This is a genomic window from Mycobacterium heidelbergense, assembly GCF_010730745.1.
Taxonomy (GTDB): Bacteria; Actinomycetota; Actinomycetes; order Mycobacteriales; family Mycobacteriaceae; genus Mycobacterium; species Mycobacterium heidelbergense.
Genome location: NZ_AP022615.1, coordinates 965647 through 984799 on the forward strand (window position 1 = coordinate 965647; position 19153 = coordinate 984799).

General features: G+C 70.0%; 20 protein-coding genes. 10 read left to right on the top strand and 10 right to left on the bottom strand.

Features of this window, described 5'->3' with window-relative positions:
• Positions 1-9: 9 nt before the first annotated feature.
• The 4 genes from G6N25_RS04615 to G6N25_RS04630 form a co-directional block, all read right to left on the bottom strand.
• The gene (locus G6N25_RS04615; RefSeq protein WP_083073214.1) at positions 10-1590 is read right to left on the bottom strand and encodes an FAD-binding protein; all 1581 of its coding nucleotides are present in this window, start codon (positions 1588-1590) and stop codon (positions 10-12) included.
• Positions 1591-1613: 23 nt separating this feature from the next.
• A complete protein-coding gene (locus G6N25_RS04620) occupies positions 1614-3242 on the bottom strand; it encodes an AMP-binding protein (protein WP_083073271.1) in 1629 nt (542 codons plus the stop codon).
• A gap of 22 nt (positions 3243-3264) precedes the next feature.
• On the bottom strand, positions 3265-3819 hold the full coding sequence (locus tag G6N25_RS04625; protein ID WP_456299214.1) for a nuclear transport factor 2 family protein: 555 nt from the start codon (positions 3817-3819) through the stop codon (positions 3265-3267).
• An 82-nt stretch (positions 3820-3901) separates the two neighbouring features.
• On the bottom strand, positions 3902-5038 hold the full coding sequence (locus tag G6N25_RS04630) for a PucR family transcriptional regulator (RefSeq protein WP_083073216.1): 1137 nt from the start codon (positions 5036-5038) through the stop codon (positions 3902-3904).
• 75 nt (positions 5039-5113) lie between these two features.
• On the opposite strand from G6N25_RS04630, the gene G6N25_RS04635 reads away from it, so the two are divergent.
• From G6N25_RS04635 to G6N25_RS04660, 6 genes are all read left to right on the top strand, one after another.
• Positions 5114-6763, top strand: a complete 1650-nt coding sequence (locus tag G6N25_RS04635) for an acyl-CoA carboxylase subunit beta (protein ID WP_083073217.1) — start codon at positions 5114-5116, stop codon at positions 6761-6763.
• Entirely contained in the window at positions 6760-6993 is a 234-nt protein-coding gene (locus G6N25_RS04640) for an acyl-CoA carboxylase subunit epsilon (RefSeq protein ID WP_083073218.1), read from the top strand. The genes G6N25_RS04635 and G6N25_RS04640 overlap by 4 nt, the downstream gene beginning before the upstream one ends.
• Positions 6990-7637, top strand: coding sequence for a Maf family protein (locus tag G6N25_RS04645; protein ID WP_083073219.1), 648 nt, complete (start codon positions 6990-6992; stop codon positions 7635-7637). The genes G6N25_RS04640 and G6N25_RS04645 overlap by 4 nt, the downstream gene beginning before the upstream one ends.
• A gap of 209 nt (positions 7638-7846) precedes the next feature.
• A complete protein-coding gene (locus G6N25_RS04650; protein ID WP_083073220.1) occupies positions 7847-8740 on the top strand; it encodes a sulfurtransferase in 894 nt (297 codons plus the stop codon).
• Positions 8737-9156 (top strand): SufE family protein, encoded by a 420-nt coding sequence (locus tag G6N25_RS04655; protein ID WP_083073221.1) that lies wholly within the window; start codon positions 8737-8739, stop codon positions 9154-9156. Before G6N25_RS04650 ends, G6N25_RS04655 begins: the two co-directional genes overlap by 4 nt.
• Before the next feature lie 135 nt (positions 9157-9291).
• Positions 9292-11100, top strand: coding sequence for an acetyl/propionyl/methylcrotonyl-CoA carboxylase subunit alpha (locus G6N25_RS04660; RefSeq protein WP_083073222.1), 1809 nt, complete (start codon positions 9292-9294; stop codon positions 11098-11100).
• Positions 11101-11133: 33 nt separating this feature from the next.
• Here the strand turns inward: G6N25_RS04660 and G6N25_RS04665 are convergent, their stop codons facing one another.
• Positions 11134-11922: an RNA polymerase sigma factor SigF gene (locus tag G6N25_RS04665; RefSeq protein ID WP_083073223.1), complete on the bottom strand. Its 789-nt coding sequence runs from the start codon at positions 11920-11922 to the stop codon at positions 11134-11136.
• The gene (locus G6N25_RS04670) at positions 11919-12356 is read right to left on the bottom strand and encodes an anti-sigma factor (protein ID WP_083073224.1); all 438 of its coding nucleotides are present in this window, start codon (positions 12354-12356) and stop codon (positions 11919-11921) included. The genes G6N25_RS04665 and G6N25_RS04670 overlap by 4 nt, the downstream gene beginning before the upstream one ends.
• Positions 12357-12463: 107 nt before the next feature.
• Between G6N25_RS04670 and G6N25_RS23475 the strand changes: the two genes are divergently transcribed.
• Positions 12464-12610 (top strand): hypothetical protein, encoded by a 147-nt coding sequence (locus G6N25_RS23475; protein ID WP_169924610.1) that lies wholly within the window; start codon positions 12464-12466, stop codon positions 12608-12610.
• A 106-nt stretch (positions 12611-12716) separates the two neighbouring features.
• Here the strand turns inward: G6N25_RS23475 and usfY are convergent, their stop codons facing one another.
• The 4 genes from usfY to G6N25_RS04690 all read right to left on the bottom strand — a co-directional run bounded on the left by usfY (position 12717) and on the right by G6N25_RS04690 (position 15544).
• Positions 12717-13028, bottom strand: coding sequence for a protein UsfY (usfY, locus tag G6N25_RS04675; protein ID WP_083073225.1), 312 nt, complete (start codon positions 13026-13028; stop codon positions 12717-12719).
• 127 nt (positions 13029-13155) lie between these two features.
• Positions 13156-13539, bottom strand: coding sequence for a hypothetical protein (locus tag G6N25_RS04680; protein ID WP_083073226.1), 384 nt, complete (start codon positions 13537-13539; stop codon positions 13156-13158).
• Positions 13540-13683: 144 nt separating this feature from the next.
• The gene (lat, locus tag G6N25_RS04685; protein WP_083073227.1) at positions 13684-15039 is read right to left on the bottom strand and encodes an L-lysine 6-transaminase; all 1356 of its coding nucleotides are present in this window, start codon (positions 15037-15039) and stop codon (positions 13684-13686) included.
• A 52-nt stretch (positions 15040-15091) separates the two neighbouring features.
• Positions 15092-15544 carry an Lrp/AsnC family transcriptional regulator gene (locus G6N25_RS04690; RefSeq protein WP_083073228.1) on the bottom strand — a complete coding sequence of 151 codons (453 nt, stop codon included), beginning with the start codon at positions 15542-15544 and terminating at the stop codon, positions 15092-15094.
• 30 nt (positions 15545-15574) lie between these two features.
• On the opposite strand from G6N25_RS04690, the gene hglS reads away from it, so the two are divergent.
• The 3 genes from hglS to G6N25_RS04705 all read left to right on the top strand — a co-directional run bounded on the left by hglS (position 15575) and on the right by G6N25_RS04705 (position 19123).
• Positions 15575-16810, top strand: coding sequence for a 2-oxoadipate dioxygenase/decarboxylase (hglS, locus tag G6N25_RS04695; protein ID WP_083073229.1), 1236 nt, complete (start codon positions 15575-15577; stop codon positions 16808-16810).
• On the top strand, positions 16807-18318 hold the full coding sequence (gene amaB, locus G6N25_RS04700) for an L-piperidine-6-carboxylate dehydrogenase (RefSeq protein ID WP_083073230.1): 1512 nt from the start codon (positions 16807-16809) through the stop codon (positions 18316-18318). Before hglS ends, amaB begins: the two co-directional genes overlap by 4 nt.
• 109 nt (positions 18319-18427) lie before the next feature.
• Positions 18428-19123, top strand: coding sequence for a methyltransferase domain-containing protein (locus G6N25_RS04705; RefSeq protein WP_083073231.1), 696 nt, complete (start codon positions 18428-18430; stop codon positions 19121-19123).
• Positions 19124-19153: the final 30 nt, after the last annotated feature.

A 19153-nucleotide genomic window follows, 5' to 3' on the forward strand; every position in this document is an offset into this window, starting at 1 on the left:
CCTAGGTACTCAGCGGCGCCGGTCTCGCATGTCTAGAACGGCCAGGTGGCTGAACAGCATGCTGGTCCCGATCGGGTTGCCCCCGCCGGGATACGCCGTGCCGCTGGGCGCGGCCATGGTGTTGCCGGCCGCGTACAGGCCGGGGATCGGCTCGCCGGAGGTGTCGAGCACCCGCGCCGCGGCGTCGGTGCGCAGGCCGCCCTTGGTGCCCAGGTCGGACAGGCCGAACGCCGCGGCGTGATACGGCGGCGAGTCGATGGGCACCAGCGGCGACGCGCCCCCCGAGAAGGCGCGGTCGAAGGCCTCGTCGCCGCGGCCGAAGTCCTCGTCGACGCCGGAGGCGGCAAAACCGTTGAACCGGGCCACCGTTGCGGCCAGCCGCTCGCCCGGCACGCCGATCTTGGCGGCCAGTCCCTCGAGGGTGTCCGCGGAGTGCCACAGGCCGGCGGCGACGTACTTCTCGGTCTCGACGACGGTGACGTTGGTCGCCTTCACCGGCGGCACCTCGCCCTCCTTGTCGTCGTAGATCATCCAGTACGGCAACGTGATTGACCCGTTTTGCAGCAGGGCGATGATCTCGCGACCGGCCCGGTCGTAGGCCCGGGACTCGTTGACGAACCGGTCGCCGTCCTGGTTGACGAAGATGCCGCCGGTGAACCACAGCGCGAACGCGGACCGGCCGTCGGGATGGGTCATGCCGGGCGACCACCACGCCTGGTCCAGCAGGTCGGTGTCCGCGCCCGCGGCGATGCCGGCCTGCAGCGCCAGGCCGCGACTTCCCGGGCCGCCCATGGTGTCTCGCGCCACGCCCGGCACCCCGTATCGGCGGCGCAGCTCCTCGTTGCGTTCGAAGCCGCCGGCGGCCAGCAGCACGCCCAGCCGGGTGCGGATGGCCCGCCGTTCGCCGTCGCTCTCCACGATCGCGCCCACGATCCGATCGCCGGAGCGCACCAGCTCGACCAGGGCGGTGTCGCGCCGCAGCGACGCGTTCGGGTACTGCCCGATGGCCGTGAGGAACCGTGCGATCAGGGCGCGGCCGCCGATGTAGTAGTCGGCCGGGGGTTCGGCGCCGAGCCGGTCGGCGTCTAGCGGCCCGCGGATCGCCTCCCGCAGCTCGGGGGCGGCGGCCACCTTCCAGGGCTTCGCGGCGATGTGGCGCTGACCGTCCAGGCGCGCCTTCGGCGCCTTACCGTAGTAGTCGGGCCAGGGCAGCGGCACGAACTTCAGGTAGGGGTCGGCCTCCAGGTACTCGATCAGCCGGGCGCCGCCGCGGACATAGGTCTCCTGCAGCTCGCGCGGGGTGCGGTCGCCGACGACGGCGTGGTAGTAGGTGAGGGCGTCCTCGATGGTGTCGTCGAAGGAGCCGGGGGCGCCGGCCCGGACCAGCACCGGATTGCACGGGAACCAGACGCCGCCCCCGCCGGAGTAGGCGGTGGTGCCGCCGAACTTGTCGGTCGCCTCGACCAGCAGCACGTCGAGGCCCTCGCGCGCCGCGGTGTAGGCGCCGGTGACGCCGCCGCCGCCCGACCCGGCGACCAGGACGTCGCATTCGGCCGCCCAGTCCGCGGTTCCCAACGGGCGCGCGTCCATCAGCGGAGACTACCTCGCCGCGGTCACAAATAGCGCTGCCGGCCGTGCAACACGAATTCCGCGTCGAGCGAGCGCTTTTCGTCGGCGCTCATCCGGTGGTACGCAGGCACTCCGCGCCCGGCCCACCGGTACACCGGTTCGTCGGTGTGCCATCGCTGTCGCTGCAGCACGCGCTTGAGCACCTTGTTGGTGCCGGTGACGGGCAGGCTCGAGGACAGCCGCAGGAACCGGGGAGCGCCCTTGCGACCCAGGTCTTTCTGACCGGACAGGAAGGCAGCGAACCCCGCGGTGTCGAAACGCTCGGGATCGGCCACCTCGATGGCCGCCATCACCTGATCACCGGACCGCGGATCCGGCACCGCATAAACCCCGGCCGCGACCACTTCCGGATGCCGACGCAAGACACGCTCGATCGTCAGCGCGGAGATGTTCTCGCTGTCGATCCGGATCCAGTCACCACGGCGGCCGGCGAAGTACAGGAAACCCGCCTCGTCCCGATACCCGAGGTCACCGGTCCAATACCAGCCGTTGCGGATCCGCTCGGCGTCGGCATCGTCGTTTTTGTAGTAGCCCTCGAACATCCGGGTGCCCGCCTTGTCGACGATCTCGCCCACGGCCTCGTCGGAATTCAGCACCTGGCCGTGTTCATCGAGCAGCGCGGGCGGACAGTCGGCCAATGTCTGCGGATCGACCACGGCGACGCCGGCGTGGGCCGCCCGGCCCAGCGCCCCCGGCGGCGCGTCCGGATCGTGTGCGACGGCGCCGCCACCCTCGCTTGAGCCATAGCCCTCCAATAGTTCCGCGCCGAAACGGCGCCGAAACTCCACCTGGTCATCCGGTGACGCCTCGGTGCCGAATCCGCGGATCAATCGGTTGTCGGCATCGTCGGGCCGCTCGGGTGTGGCCATCAGATAGGCGAGTGCCTTACCCACATAGGTGAAGAACGTCGCGCCGAAGTACCGCACGTCGGGCAAAAACCGCGACGCCGAGAACGCCGGTGTCAGGCACACCGTGGCACCGTTGGCCAGCGCCGGCGCCCACAGCGCCATGATCGCGTTGCCGTGAAACAGCGGCATGCAGCAGTAGTCCACATCGGCGCGGACATGGCCGAACTTCTCGCTCGCCGTGTGCGCGATCCAGGCCAGCCGGCCCTGGCTGCATCTGACCGCTTTCGACGCGCCCGTCGTCCCCGAAGTGAACAGCAACAAGAACAACGAATCCGCGCCGACTCCCGGGGCAACGGCCGGTTCGACACCGCACGCATCGATGCGCCGGCGATAGCCGGGGTGGTCGACTTGCAGGAACCGGTCCGGTTCCAGCCCCAGGTCCAGCCCGCGCAACCGCTGCATCCCTGCGGTGTCGGTGACGATCAATTGGCAATCCGTGTGCCGGATCTCGGCCGCCAGCTCGGCGGCGCCCCGGGTCGGGTTGATGCCCACCACGGTCGCCCCCACCAGCGCCGCCCCGCCGAGCCAGAAGACGAAGTCGGGCACGTTCTCCAACAGCACCCCGATGTGGAACGGCCCGTCGCGGCGCATCGATTGCGCCAACGCGCCGCGCGCCGCGGATTCGCGGACCACCTCGTCCCAGGTCCAGTCGTGGTCGCGGGTGCGCAGCCCGATGTGCTCGTCCCCGAGACGATCGAGCAGCATCGCCGCGATGTCGACCCACACCTCAGGCCGACGCGTGCACGAGGTCCAGGTACTCCTGGGGCAGCTCGTCGCGCGACAGCTTGGTCACGCTGACCACGCCCGGGTTGTAGGAGTCCTCGCCAATGATCTTGCCGCTCTGATCAATTGGCCACAGCAGCAGCTGCCGGAACACCACCAGGTAGTCCCCGTCGGGGTCGTCGACCGGCATCCCGAGGATGCGGGTCAGCTCCGCCGCCGGGTATAGCTGCTTGAGCAGACCCTCGGTCACCACGCAGTCATCGTCGACGACGAGCCGCTGCACCTCGAACTCCAAGATGTTGGTCCGGGTCGCCAGGAAATCGGTGTAGTAGGCGCGCACCCCGTCCGTGGTTTTCGCGCCCACATCTTCGGCCCCGTGCCAAAAGTGGTAGGCCGGCTCGGGGCTCAGCGTCGCCATCAGCCGCTCCAAATCCGGCGCGGCCTCCGCCTTCATGTGCTCGATCACGACGCTCAACACCGCCCGGTGCCGCTCGTTGGTGGTTTCTGCCAACCGCTTCTCCAGCGGTTCCCAGGTCTGGTTGGGGTCGATGATTGCCATGCGCTCATCATCACGAATTCGGCGGCTCGCGGTCATCCGCCAACCGTCGACCGAATCCGCCGATCCGGCCGACGACCGTCGGTCAGGCCTGATCCGGCTCGGCGAGTTCGGCCGAGGACAGCGCGATCCGCCGGATCATGAGTACCAGGGTGGCCGTGAATCGATCCATCGGATCGTTGAGATCCCACCCCATCCGCGCCTCGACGTGCGCGAGCCGCGCCGCGACGGTGCTGTGATGCAAATGCAGTTCCGCGGCCGTGCGCCGTAACGACCCGAATACGAAGAAGGCCTCCACGGTGTCGACGTCGAGCGCACCCGTCGGTGAGGCAGCAATCTCGTTGATCCGCACTACATCTCGGTGCCGGCGCACCCGGTCCAGGGGGATATCGGCCAGCAGCTCCAGCGCGCTGAGCCGCTCGTAGGCGACGGCGCGCCTGCCGTAACCGGTCGACGATGCGAAGCGCAGCGCCCCCAGGGCCTGGCGCCACGATGTGGCGGCGGCCAACGCTTCGACGCTGGCACCGATGCCGACCCAGGGGCCCCGGTCCGAGCCGACGGTCCGCGGTCCCGGGAAAGCGGTGATGATCGCGCTCTCCAACCCGTCGGAGAGCGCTCGGGTGTCGATCGCCCCCTGACACAGCACGGCCACCGCGTTCCCGATGACGGTCGAGCGCACGGACGAGCCCGGAAGCTGGTGCGCGATGATCCGCAGCGCTTCGGGCGGCGAGCGGGCGGACACCGCGAGCACGCAGATGTCGCGCTTCTCGTCCAACCCGAGCAGGCGGACGGCCCGCACCCGGTCCTCCCGCCCCTCCTTGCCGGACAGCACGACTTCGAGCAGCGCGGGATCCCCGATGTGCAATTCGCCAGACGCCCCGGCGCGGGTCGGCACCCGGCGCAGCGTGTGGCACACCCGATCGAGCAACACCGGATCGAGGGCGTGCCCAGGACCGGTGCGTTCCAGCCGCACGCTGGGCTCATCCGCCGACGCCGGCGGCGGGTCCCCGTCCGGGTCCAGCCGGCCCGTCGCGTCGTAACGAATCACCGTGCCCGACGCCCACCGCGCGGTGACGGGGCATTCGGCCAGCAATGCCGCGCACCGCACTACCGTGTCGGCGTTGGCCCCCGACTCGTGGAGTTGGTCGAAGTAGGAAATGATCCGCAGCACGGACGCGGAGTCGGATCCCAGTTCCGACATCCGGACCGGATCGGCGTTCATCAGCGGAGGCTACCGTCATCGGCCGACCTCGCCCTTCACAGGGATGGCCTACCAGCCACGCTAAGCTCGACTCCCATGACAAGCGTTACCGACCGCTCGGCTCATACCGCAGAACCCGCCAAGGAGCACACCATCGACATCCACACCACCGCGGGCAAGCTGGCCGAGCTGCACAAGCGGCGAGAGCAGTCGCTGCATCCGGTCGGTGAGGCCGCCGTCGAGAAGGTGCACGCCAAGGGCAAGCTGACGGCGCGCGAGCGCATCCTCGCGTTGCTGGACGAGGATTCGTTCGTGGAGCTCGACGCGCTGGCCAAGCACCGCAGCACCAACTTCGGGCTGGAATCCAACCGCCCGCTCGGCGACGGCGTGATCACCGGCTACGGCACCATCGACGGCCGCGACGTGTGCATCTTCAGCCAGGACGCCACCGTGTTCGGGGGCAGCCTCGGCGAGGTGTACGGCGAGAAGATCGTCAAGGTCCAGGAGCTGGCGATCAAGACCGGCCGCCCGCTGATCGGCATCAACGACGGCGCCGGCGCCCGCATCCAGGAGGGCGTCGTCTCGCTGGGCCTGTACAGCAAGATCTTTCGCAACAACATCCTGGCGTCGGGCGTCATCCCGCAGATCTCGCTGATCATGGGCGCGGCCGCCGGCGGGCACGTCTACTCCCCCGCGCTGACCGACTTCGTGGTGATGGTCGACCAGACCAGCCAGATGTTCATCACCGGGCCCGACGTCATCAAGACGGTCACCGGCGAGGACGTCACCATGGAGGAGCTCGGCGGCGCGCACACCCACATGGCCAAGTCGGGCACGCTGCACTACGTCGCGTCGGGTGAACAGGACGCGTTCGAGTGGGTGCGCGACCTGCTGGGCTACCTGCCGCCCAACAACTTCACCGACGCGCCCCGCTACGCCGAGCCGCACCCCGAGGGCCCGATTGAAGACAACCTCACCGACGAGGACCTCGAGCTGGACACGCTGATCCCGGACTCGCCCAACCAGCCCTACGACATGCACGAGGTGATCACCCGCATCCTCGACGAGGACGAGTTCCTGGAGATCCAGGCCGGTTACGCGCAGAACATCGTGGTCGGGTTCGGGCGCATCGACGGCCGCCCGGTGGGCATCGTGGCCAACCAGCCGACGCAGTTCGCCGGCTGCCTGGACATCAACGCCTCGGAGAAGGCGGCCCGCTTCGTGCGGACCTGCGACTGCTTCAACATCCCGATCGTCATGCTGGTGGACGTGCCGGGCTTCCTGCCGGGCACCGGCCAGGAATACAACGGCATCATCCGGCGCGGCGCCAAGCTGCTGTTCGCCTACGGCGAGGCCACCGTTCCCAAGATCACCGTCATCACCCGCAAGGCCTACGGCGGCGCGTACTGCGTCATGGGCTCCAAGGACATGGGCTGCGACGTCAACCTGGCCTGGCCGACCGCCCAGATCGCGGTGATGGGCGCCTCCGGCGCGGTCGGCTTCGTGTACCGCCAGCAGCTGAAGGAAGCGGCCGCCGAGGGCGCCGACGTCGACGCGCTGCGCCTGCAGCTGCAGCAGGAGTACGAGGACACGCTCGTCAACCCCTACGTCGCGGCCGAGCGCGGCTACGTCGACGCGGTGATCCCGCCGTCGTACACCCGCGGGTACATCGCCACGGCGCTGCGCCTGCTGGAACGCAAGATCTCGCACCTGCCGCCCAAGAAGCACGGGAACATCCCCCTGTGAGCGACGAGCCGCGGCGGCCGCACGAGCCGCACATCCGGATACTCAAGGGTCGGCCCACCGACGAGGAGCTGGCCGCGCTGATCACCGTGCTGGGCAGCGTCAGCGCCGCCGCCCCCCAGCCCGCCGAGCCCGAGCGCACCCGCTGGGGGCTGCCGGTCGACAGGCTGCGTTACGCGATGTCCAACTACCAGCGGATCACCCTGCAGCAAATGACCCACATGAGGCAGTGACCCGGCTGGTGCTCGGGTCGGCGTCCGCGGGCCGGCTCACGGTGCTGCGCCAGGCCGGCGTCGAACCGCTGGTCAGGGTGTCGGGCGTCGACGAGGACGCCGTCGTCGCCCGCCTGGGCCCGGACGCGTCGACCGACGACGTGGTGTGCGCCCTCGCCCGGGCCAAGGCCGAACGCGTCGCCGGCGAACTCGACGGCGGTGTCGCGGCCGATTGCATTGTCCTTGGCTGTGATTCGATGCTGCGCCTCGACGGCCGGCTCTGCGGCAAGCCGGGATCGGCCGATGCCGCCGTGAGCCAGTGGCGCCTGATGGGCGGCCGGTCCGGCCAGCTGCACACCGGGCACTGCCTGCTGCGGCTCAGCGACGGCGAAATCACCCATCGCGAATGCCAATCCGCTTGCACCACAGTGCATTTCGCCGCGCCGACGGACGCGGAGCTGCGGGCCTACGTCGCCAGCGGCGAACCACTGAAGGTGGCCGGGGGGTTCACCCTCGACGGGCTGGGCGGCTGGTTCGTCGACGGGATCGACGGCGACCCGTCGAACGTCATCGGCGTGAGCCTGCCGCTGCTGCGGTCGATGGTGCGGCGGGTGGGGCTGTCGGTGGCCGCCCTGTGGGCGGCCAGCCCGGGGCTTTCGCCGTGAAGCTACGGCTGCCGGGCGTTCGCTGTGAAGCTACGGCTTTCGGTGTGAAGCCAGGGCGTCGATGCGGCCATTTTCCCGCCGAGCGTTCACACCCAAAGCCGTAGCTTCACACGCAAAGCCCAGGCTTCACACCCGAAGCGCCGGGACGCGCGGTGGAGCCGCAAGCACTGAGAAATCGCCGCCGTTCGGCCAGCGGTAGGCTCGGGACCGTGGCATTACCCCCCGATCCAAGCCCCACCCTGACGGAATACGCCCACCCCGAACGGCTGGTCACCGCCGACTGGCTGTCCGCCAACATGGGCGCCCCCGGCCTGGCGATCGTCGAATCCGACGAGGACGTGCTGCTCTACGACGTCGGCCACATTCCCGGCGCCGTCAAGATCGACTGGCACACCGACCTCAACGACCCGCGGGTCCGCGACTACATCGACGGCGAGCAGTTCGCCGAGCTGATGGACCGCAAGGGCATCGCCCGCGACGACACCGTGGTGATCTACGGCGACAAGAGCAACTGGTGGGCGGCCTACGCGCTGTGGGTGTTCACGCTGTTCGGCCACCCCGACGTCCGCCTGCTCAACGGCGGGCGCGACCTCTGGCTGGCGGAGGGGCGGGAGACCACCCTGCAGGTCCCGACCAAGACGTCGACCGGCTACCCCGTCGTGCAGCGCAACGACGAGCCCATCCGCGCCTACAAGGACGACGTGCTGGCCATCCTCGGCGGCCAGCCGCTGATCGACGTGCGATCCCCGGACGAGTACACCGGCAAGCGCACCCACATGCCCGACTACCCGGAGGAGGGCGCGCTGCGGGCCGGCCACATCCCCACCGCCCGGTCGATCCCGTGGGGGAAGGCGGTCGACGACAGCGGCCGATTCCGCGGCCGCGAGGAACTCGAAGAGCTCTACGGCTTCCTGCAGCCGGACGACAAGACCGTCGTCTACTGCCGGATCGGCGAGCGGTCCAGCCACACCTGGTTCGTGCTCACGCACTTGCTGGGCAAGGCCGGGGTCCGCAACTACGACGGATCGTGGACCGAGTGGGGCAACACCGTGCGGGTGCCCATCGTCGCCGGCGAAAGCCCTGGGGCGGCGCCGGACCGATGACCCTTCCCGCGCCGCTGGCCGAGGTGGTGTCCGACTTCGCCGAGGTGCAGGGCCAGGACAAGCTGACGCTGCTGCTGGAGTTCGCCAACGACCTTCCAGCCCTTCCGTCCGATTTGACCGAGGCGGCGATGGAGCCGGTGCCCGAGTGCCAGTCGCCGCTGTTCCTGCACGTCGACGCCAGCGACCCCACCCGGGTGCGGCTGCACTTCAGCGCGCCCGCCGAGGCGCCGACCACCCGCGGGTTCGCGTCGATCCTGGCCGCCGGCCTCGACGAGCAACCCGCCGCCGACATCCTGGCCGTGCCCGAGGATTTCTACACCGACCTCGGTCTGGCCGCCCTGATCAGCCCGTTGCGGCTGCGCGGCATGTCGGCGATGCTGGCCCGCATCAAGCGGCGATTGCGCGAGATCTCCTGAAAAACCCCGAAATTCCGGCCCGCCTCGCCGGCGCCCGCGGCGCGGCGCTTAGACTTCCCCCGACATCGTTGTAAGAAATTCTCTTAGAGAAGCCCGCAGAAGCAACTCTGCGAAAGATGCCAAACAGGAGGCGCAGTGGCTAGTCACGCCAGCTCGAGGATCACTGGAATTTCCAAGGTCCTTGTCGCCAATCGCGGTGAGATCGCCGTCCGGGTGATCCGCGCGGCCCGCGACGCGGGCCTGGCCAGCGTGGCGGTGTACGCCGAACCCGACGCCGACGCGCCGCACGTGAGCCTGGCCGACGAGGCGTTCGCCCTGGGCGGTCAGACCTCCGCCGAGTCCTACCTGGACTTCGCCAAGATCCTCGACGCGGCGGCCAAATCCGGCGCCAACGCGATCCACCCCGGCTACGGCTTCCTGAGCGAGAACGCCGACTTCGCCCAGGCCGTCATCGACGCCGGCCTGATCTGGATCGGGCCCAGCCCGCAGTCGATCCGCGACCTCGGCGACAAGGTCACCGCCCGGCACATCGCCGCCCGCGCGCAGGCGCCGCTGGTGCCCGGCACCCCCGACCCGGTCAAGGACGCCGACGAGGTGGTGGCCTTCGCGAAGGAGTACGGCGTGCCGATCGCGATCAAGGCGGCCTTCGGCGGCGGTGGCCGCGGCATGAAGGTGGCTCGCACCATCGAGGAGATCCCGCACCTCTACGAGTCCGCCGTGCGCGAGGCGGTCGCGGCGTTCGGCCGCGGCGAGTGCTTCGTGGAGCGCTACCTGGACAAGCCGCGCCACGTCGAGGCGCAGGTGATCGCCGACCAGCACGGCAACGTCGTCGTCGCCGGCACCCGGGACTGCTCGCTGCAGCGCCGCTTCCAGAAGCTGGTCGAGGAGGCGCCGGCGCCGTTCCTCACCGACGCGCAGCGCAAGGAGATCCACGAGTCCGCCAAGCGGATCTGCAAGGAGGCGCACTACCACGGCGCCGGGACCGTCGAATACCTGGTCGGCCAGGACGGCCTGATCTCCTTCCTGGAGGTCAACACCCGCCTGCAGGTCGAGCACCCGGTCACCGAGGAGACCGCGGGCATCGACCTGGTGCTGCAGCAGTTCAAGATCGCCAACGGCGAGAAGCTGGACCTCACCGAGGACCCCACGCCGCGCGGGCACGCCATCGAATTCCGGATCAACGGCGAGGACGCCGGGCGTGGCTTCCTGCCCGCCCCCGGCCCGGTCACCAAATTCCACCCGCCGACCGGCCCGGGCGTGCGGCTGGACTCCGGGGTGGAGACCGGCTCGGTGATCGGCGGCCAGTTCGACTCGATGCTGGCCAAGCTGATCGTGTACGGCGCCAACCGCGCCGAGGCGCTGGCGCGGGCCCGGCGCGCCCTCGACGAGTTCGAGGTCGAAGGCCTGGCCACCGTGATCCCGTTCCACCGCGCGGTGGTGTCCGACCCGGCGTTCATCGGCGACGAGGACGGCTTCTCGGTGCACACCCGCTGGATCGAGACCGAGTGGGACAACACCGTCGAACCGTTCACCGGCGGCGAGCCGATCGACGAGGAGGACGCCCGGCCCCGCCAGAAGGTGGTCGTCGAGGTCGGCGGCCGCCGCCTCGAGGTGTCGCTGCCCGGCGACCTGGCGCTGGCCAACGGCGCGGGAGACGCCGGTGTCAGCGGCGTCATCCGCAAGAAGCCCAAGCCCCGCAAGCGCGGGTCGCACGGCGGCGCGGCGGCCTCCGGGGACGCGGTGACCGCGCCCATGCAGGGCACCGTGGTCAAGGTCGCGGTCGAGGAGGGGCAGGAGGTCGCCGTCGGCGACCTGGTGGTGGTCCTCGAGGCGATGAAGATGGAGAACCCGGTCACCGCGCACAAGGAGGGCACCATCACCGGGCTCGCGGTCGAGGCCGGCGCCGCCATCACCCAGGGCACGGTGCTCGCCGAGATCAAGTGAGCCGCCGAGGCCGAAGGCGAAAGGTCGCGCCCGCTATTGCAACTGGTCCCGCAGCCGCGCCAGCGACTTGGCCAGCAGCCGGGACACGTGCATCTGTGAGATGCCGACCCGTTCGGCGATCTGCGTCTGCGTCATCGACTCAAAAAACCTGAGTACCAACACCATTCGTTCCCGCTCGGGCAGCGCCTCGAGCAGGGGGCGCAGCGCCTCGCGGTCCTCGATGCGATCGAGGCCGGCGTCCACGTCGCCCAACGTGTCCCCGATGGCGCGGGCGTCGTCATCGTCGCCGCCACCGCCGGTGTCGATGGACAGCGTGTTGTAGGAACTGCCCGCCACCAGGCCCTCCACCACCTCGTCGCGTTCCATGTCGAGCTCCGCGGCGAGCTCGGTGGCGGTCGGCGCCCGGCCGAGCCGTTGCGACAGGTCGGCGGTGGCGGCGCCGAGCCGTAGGTGCAGCTCCTTGAGGCGCCGCGGAACCTTGACCGACCAGCTGTTGTCCCGGAAGTGGCGGCGGACCTCCCCCATGATGGTCGGAACCGCGAACGACACGAAGTCCGACCCGGCCTCGACGTTGAAGCGAACCACCGCGTTGACCAGCCCGACCCGCGCCACCTGAACCAGATCGTCGCGCGGTTCGCCCCGACCCTCGAACCGGCGGGCGATGTGGTCGGCCAGCGGCAGGCAGCGCTCCACGATCTTCTCCCGCTGGCGCTGAAATTCCATCGAGTCGGTGCCGACACCCGCCAACTCGCGGAACATCTCCGGGACGTCGGCGTACTCGTTCGGGCGCGAAACCGAACCGCGGGGAGTTCGCGACGTCACCTGCTAGAGGCCGCCCGTCGCGCGGTCAGGGTGATGCCGAAAACGCTGCCGGCCTCGTTGGGTTCGCGGCCGTCGTGGAAGGTCTGGACGTCGTCGGCCAGCGACGTCAGGACGTGCCAGCTGAAGCTGCCGGGCGCCACCACGTCGTGGGTGTCGCACGCCGCGGAGGCCTCGACGATCAACTCGTCGTCGTGCGGGTCGACCACGACGATCAGCGTCGCGTCCGGGGTGGCCGAGCGGATCAACCGGGTGCACACCTCGTCGACCGCGAGTCGCAGGTCCGCGACGGCGTCGAAGTCCAGATCCTCGAAGGTGCCGATGGCGCCGACGAGCGTGCGCAGCATGGCCAGGTTCTCCAGGCGCGCCGCAACGTGCAATTCAACGGCCCGATGGCCGCGTTGGCGTTGGTGGGCGCGCAGTCCCGCGTCGGTCATATGGTCTCCCGGCAATGTCCGATCGACACTACTACTGCCGTGCGGGCCGCCATCGACCGTCGGTTCCAATCGGTTAGTCATGATCGCCGCCGGGTATTCCGCCCGACATGGACGGGCCCGAAACGACCGATCTCCGGGCGCGCCGACTCAGGCGCGTCGCGGTGATCGCCGGGATCACGCTGCTCGCATTGATCATTCTGGCAGTAGGCATCTATGTCGGTGCCTTCGTGATCCTGTCCCCCATGATGGGGTGACCACGCTGGCGCAACTTTTCCCGCACTCATGGTGTTAGGGCTGATACCCATTCGCCGGGCGCGGTAATCCCTCGATCCCCGTTCGCAATAGGAGGATTGGGACCGCTCAGCTGGCCGGCCGCTGCCTGCGCACTTCGGGATGCTCGGTGTACCAGCGATCGCAGAGCCTGCGTATCCGCCGGTGCTCGACCGCGAGCCAGGCCAGGCCCAACACCGCGACGGCGATGGCGGCGACGCCCGCGGTCATTCCCTCGTCGTAGTGTCCGCTGCCGAAGGCCGCCAGGCTTCCGCACCCCCCGATCACGCCCACGACGACCAACAGGTATCCGGGCCAGTGCAGGACGTCGATCAGCGACTCGCCGGCGAGCGGCCGCGTGGTCCGCAAGTGATCGACGGGGTCATGATAGGTGTCTCCCATGGCTGCTCCTATCGGCGATCTTTGACGTTCTATGCAGCTCAAATATGGGTCGCACCCTCAACGGTAGATCTCGCCGGACGCATTGGCGAGACCTCGGAACAGACTCGGAGCAAACTCGAAGAAAACGTCAGAGGGCCAGTACGGGGCCGGCGATCGGCGCGACGCCCAGGCCGAGCGCCACCACCATCAGCGTCAACAGAAACCAGCCGGCGCCGTGCCATCCCCACCAGGTGCCGCGGGCCTTCCAGACCCGGTAGGTCCGCAGGAACGCCCACAGCCCGGAGGCCAACAGGATCAGCGGACCGCCGAGCGCCAGCAGCGTCCGCTGGGGCGCCCCACAGGCCACCGTGTCGACGCCCGAAGCCGGGCAGGTGCTGACCCACAGCGCGGCCAGGATCACGAAGCCGACCCCCGCGGCGGCGGCCAGCACGGCAAACCGGATGGCGGCGCGCACCTCGCGGTCTTCCTGCCCCAGGTGATCGCCGGGTGACCGCTCGTCGGCTTTTTGCATCGCGTGCCCCTCGTGTCCTGCGTCTGGCTGCTCTTAGTCCATCGTGCGCCGCGTCGGATTAGTTACCGCGCCGCGGCGGGTGCCGGCCCGAATGGGAGATCGCACCAGGACAGATACCCGCCGACACCGCACGGTAAACGGCCCCTAACCGCGCGTCACGGCCGTCAAGGCGGCGCGAACGGCGCGGATCGCCGCGTCGATTTCCGCGCGGGAAACGGTCAGGGCGGGGCGGAACCGGATTCCGTCCCGGCCGGAGGGCAGCACGATCACGGCGCGCTGCCACAGCCGGCGGATCAGCTCGTCGCGGTCGGCGGCGGTCGGCAGGCTGAACGCGCACATCAACCCGCGCCCGCGGGGGTCGAGAACCAGCGCCGGGAAGTCGTCGGCGAGTTCGTCGAGCCGATCGCGCAGGTAGCGGCCGTGCTCGGCGGCCCGCTCGAACAGCTCGTCGGACTCGATCACCTCGAGGATGCGGCGGGCGCGCACCATGTCGGCGAGATTGCCGCCCCACGTCGAGTTGAGCCGGGAGGCGACCGCGAAGACGTTGTCGGCGATCTCGTCGACGCGGCGGCCGGCCATCACGCCGCACACCTGCGTCTTCTTGCCGAACGCCACGACGTCGGGGGCGACGCCCAATTGCTGGTAGGCCCAAGCGGTTCCGGTCAGCCCGCAGCCGGTCTGCACCTCGTCGAAGATCAGCAGGGCGTCGTATTCGTCGCACAGCGCGCGCATGGCGGCAAAGAACTGCGGCCGGAAGTGCCGGTCGCCGCCTTCGCCCTGGATCGGTTCGGCGATGAAGCACGCGATGTCGTGCGGGTGGGCCTCGAATGCCGCGCGGGCCTGGCGCAGCGACTCGGCTTCCAGCGCGTCCATCGCAGGCCCGGACTGCCCGGGCCGGAGGTACGGCGCGTCGATGCGCGGCCAGTCGAATTTCGGGAAGCGGTCCACGGCGACCGGGTTGGTGTTGGTCAGCGACAGCGTGTAGCCGCTGCGCCCGTGGAACGCGCCACGCAAGTGCAGCACCCGGGTGCCGAGCGCCGGATCGATGCCGCGCTTCTCGTTGTGCCGGCTCTTCCAGTCGAACGCGGCCTTGAGCGCGTTCTCCACCGCCAGCGCGCCGCCGTCGACGAAGAACAGATGCGGCAGCGCCGGGTCGCCCAGCACCCGCGCGAAGGTCTCGACGAAGCGGGCCATCGCGACCGTGTACACGTCGGAATTGCTCGGCTTGTTCAGCGCGGCGCTCAGGAGCTCCGCCCGGAATTCCTCGTCGTCGGCCAGCGCGGGGTGATTCATGCCCAGCGCCGACGACGCGAAGAACGTGAACATGTCGAGGTAGCGCCGGCCGTCGCGGGCGTCGACCAGGTACGAGCCGGACGAGCGCGCCAGGTCGAGCACCAGGTCGAAACCGTCGGCCAGGATGCTGCGCGACAGCACGTCGTGCACCCGGTCGGGCCCTATGTGCGGGCCGGCGAGCGCGACGGGGTTCACGGCGGCGGTCATGCCCCGATGATAGCGTGGTTTTTACGGAATCATGACGCTGATACAGGAAACATTATGGTATGTATTGCCGATCACTGTAAAAAGTATTGAGGATGATGGTGCTTCGGGTCTGGACGTTGGCCGTGGTGCGGATCCTCCGCAACAGATCCTCGAGCGCCCGCGCGGACTCCACCCGCACCAGCAGGACGTAGCTTTCTTCCCCGGCCACCGAGTGACACGATTCGATCTCCTCGATGTGTTCCAGCCGGGCGGGCGCATCATCGGGTTGAGAGGGATCCAGGGGAGTGATGGCCACGAACGCCGACAGCCGGTGCCCGACCGCCTCCGGGTTGACCCGCGCGGAGTATCCCGACACCACCCCGCGCGACTCCAGCCGGCGCACCCGCGACTGGACCGCCGACACCGACAGCCCGGCGCTGGCGGCCAGCTCCGCCAGCGTGGCGCGCCCGTCGGCGACCAGCTCGCGCACCAGGATCCGGTCGATGTCGTCGAGCGTCTCACCCATGGCCGGAGACTATCGCAGGGACGACACCCCGTGAGCCCGGCCAAACGACTGGTGACCTGGCAGCTGCGCGCGCGGTTCGCCGCCGGGCTGTCGGCGATGTACGCCGCCGAGGTGCCCGCGTACGCCACGCTGGTCGAGGTCAGCGAGCAGGTCAACGCGGACCACGTGGCACGCCATCCGGGTGCCGAACGCTACGGCTCGCTGCGGCGGGTGACCGCCGAGCGGCACGGCGCCATCCGGGTGGGCGGCCCGGCCGAACTGGCCGACGTCGCCGATCTGTTCGCGGCGTTCGGCATGCTGCCGGTGGGCTACTATGACCTGCGCTCGGCCCGCTCCCCCATCCCGGTGGTGGCGACCGCCTTTCGGCCCATCGATCCAGACGAGTTGGCGCGCAACCCGTTTCGGGTGTTCACGTCGATGCTGGCCACCCGCGACCCGCGCTACTTCCGACCCGGCCTGCGCGCCCGCGTGGAGACGTTCCTCGGGCGCCGCCACCTGTTCGACCCCGCGCTGCTCGCCCGGGCGCGCATCATCGCCGCCGAGGGCGCCTGCGACGCCGAGGAGGCGGAGGCCTTCGTCGCGGCGGCGGTGGCGGCGTTCGCGCTGTCCCGCGAACCGATCAACAAGTCCTGGTACGACGAGTTGTCGCGGGTGTCGGCGGTGGCGGCCGACATCGCGGGGGTCGGTTCCACCCACATCAACCACCTGACGCCGCGGGTGCTCGACATCGACGAGCTGTACCGGCGGATGACCGCGCGCGGCATCGCCATGATCGACGCCATCCAGGGCCCGCCCCGCACCGACGGTCCCGCCGTGCTGTTGCGGCAGACGTCGTTTCGCGCCCTCGCCGAGCCGTGCCTGTTCCGCGACCGCGGCGGCGCCGTCAGTTCCGGAACGCTGACGGTGCGGTTCGGTGAGGTCGAGGCGCGCGGCGTCGCGCTGACGCCGCGCGGGCGCGCGCGCTACGACGCGGCAATGGCGGCCCCCGATCCGGCGGCGGTGTGGGGCCAATACTTTCCGTCGACCGACGAACAGATGGCCGCACAGGGGCTGGCCTACTACCGCGGCGGCGCCCCGTCGAAACCCGTCGTCTACGAGGATTTCCTGCCCGCATCGGCGGCGGGGATCTTCCGCTCCAACCTCGACTCCGACGCCCGGCCGGCCGACGGTTCCGACGACTCGGGTTACGACGCGCAGTGGCTGGCCGGGGCCATCGGCCGCGACATCCACGACCCGTACGCGCTCTACCAGGAGGCATCCGGATGAGTACCGAGGAGCTACGAACGCGGGCGCTCGAAGCCTGCGCGGCAATCGGTGTCGGCGCCGAGCTGGGCGAGCCGGGCGGGCGCGGCCTGCCCGCCCGCACGCCGATCACCGGCGAGGCGCTCGGCACCGTCGCACCCACCACGCCCGAGTGGGCCGATCGCGCGATCGCCGAAGCGGCGCAAGCGTTTTCGGCCTGGCGGGCCACGCCGGCCCCGGTGCGCGGCGCCCTGGTCGCGCGGCTCGGCGAGCTGCTCACCGCGCACCGGGACGACCTCGCGACGTTGGTGACCCTCGAGGTCGGCAAGATCGCCTCCGAGGCGGCCGGCGAGGTGCAGGAGATGATCGACGTCTGCCAGTTCGCCGTCGGGCTCTCGCGCCAGCTCTACGGCCGGACCATCGCCTCGGAGCGCCCCGGGCATCGGCTGCTGGAGACCTGGCATCCGCTCGGCGTGGTCGGGGTGATCACCGCGTTCAACTTCCCCGTGGCGGTGTGGGCGTGGAACGCCGCGGTGGCGCTGGTGTGCGGGGACACCGTGGTGTGGAAGCCCTCGGAGCTGACGCCGCTGACGGCCCTGGCCTGCCAGGCGCTGATCGGGCGGGCCGCCGCCGACGTCGGCGCCCCGCCCGCGGTGAGCGGCCTGATCCTGGGCGAGCGCGACCTCGGCGAGCGGCTGGTGGACGACCCGCGGGTCGCCCTGGTGTCCGCGACCGGTTCGGTGCGGATGGGCCGGGCGGTGGGGCCCCGCGTCGCCGGGCGCTTCGGGCGGGCGCTGCTGGAGCTGGGCGGCAACAACGCGGCCATCGTGACGCCGTCGGCCGACCTCGACCTGGCCGTGCGCGCCATCGTGTTCGCCGCCGCCGGCACCGCCGGTCAGCGCTGCACCAGCCTGCGCCGGCTGATCGTGCACCGCTCGGTGGCCGACGATCTGGTGGCGCGCGTCGTCGCCGCCTACCGGCAGCTGCCCCTCGGCGACCCGTCGGCGCCGGGCACGCTCGTCGGGCCGCTGATTCACGAGACCGCCTACCGCGACATGGTGGGGGCCCTGGAACGGGCGCGCGCCGACGGCGGCGACGTCACCGGCGGCGAGCGCCGGCAGACCGACCATCCGAGCGCCTACTACGTCGCGCCGGCCGTGGTCCGCATGCCCGCGCAGACCGCGATCGTGGCCACCGAGACGTTCGCGCCGATCCTCTACGTGCTGACCTACGACGGCCTGGACGAGGCGATCGCGCTCAACAATGGTGTGCCGCAGGGCCTTTCGTCGGCCATCTTCACCACCGATCTGCGGGAGCCGGAGCGTTTCCTGGACGGATCGGACTGCGGTATCGCCAACGTCAACATCGGCACGTCCGGCGCCGAGATCGGCGGGGCGTTCGGCGGTGAAAAGCAAACCGGGGGCGGGCGGGAGTCCGGCTCGGACGCGTGGAAGGCTTACATGCGGCGCGCCACCAATACCGTGAACTATTCCGGCGAGTTACCGCTGGCCCAGGGCGTGCGGTTCGGATAAACGCCGGCCCGCCAAACTTTCCCCAGCGGCGAGCCGCGTCCTAGGCTAGGGGGCGCAGAGCGTGGCTGCGGCTTCACGGCGCCCGGGGCTGGCAGCGGGGGGAGGACGAGTGGATCTCTCGGTACGCAGCACGCTGCCGGAAGTGCTGGACGACGAGGACGTCGACATCGCCGACTACCGGCGCTGCCTGGCCGAGCTCGCCGTCATCAATCGCCTCACCCTCACCCATCGCCCGACATTGCGCTGGCTGGCGCGCGCGACGAAAGCGTTGCCCGCCGGTGAGACATTCTCCGTGCTCGACGTCGGCTACGGCGACGGCGATTTGTTGCGCGCCATCGCGCGCCGGGCGGATACGCCCGGGCCGAGGGCGCGATTATCGGGCATCGATCTCAACCCGCGAAGCGCCGCCGTCGCGCGCGGCGCAACACCGGCGGACATGACCATCGACTACCGAACGGGCGACGTATTTTCCTACACGCCGGACGAGCCGGTGGATTTCATCGTCAGCTCGCAGGTCACGCATCACCTCAGCGACGAGGACGTCGTCGAATTCCTGATCTGGCTCGAGACGAATTCCGTATACGGCTGGCACATCGCGGACCTTCACCGCCATCCGCTGGCTTATTACGGCTTTCCGGTGCTGGCCGGACTGATGCGGTGGCATCCCATCGTGCGCTCCGACGGCATGATCTCCGTCGCCCGCAGTTTTCGGCGCAGGGATTGGCAAGCGTATCTGGACAAGGCGGGATTGAAGGCGGAAATCTCTTGGCACGCATTCCGGTTCTGCGTGCGCCGGATCAAATGAGGGGCCGCCGGAGGACCACGGCGACCGCGG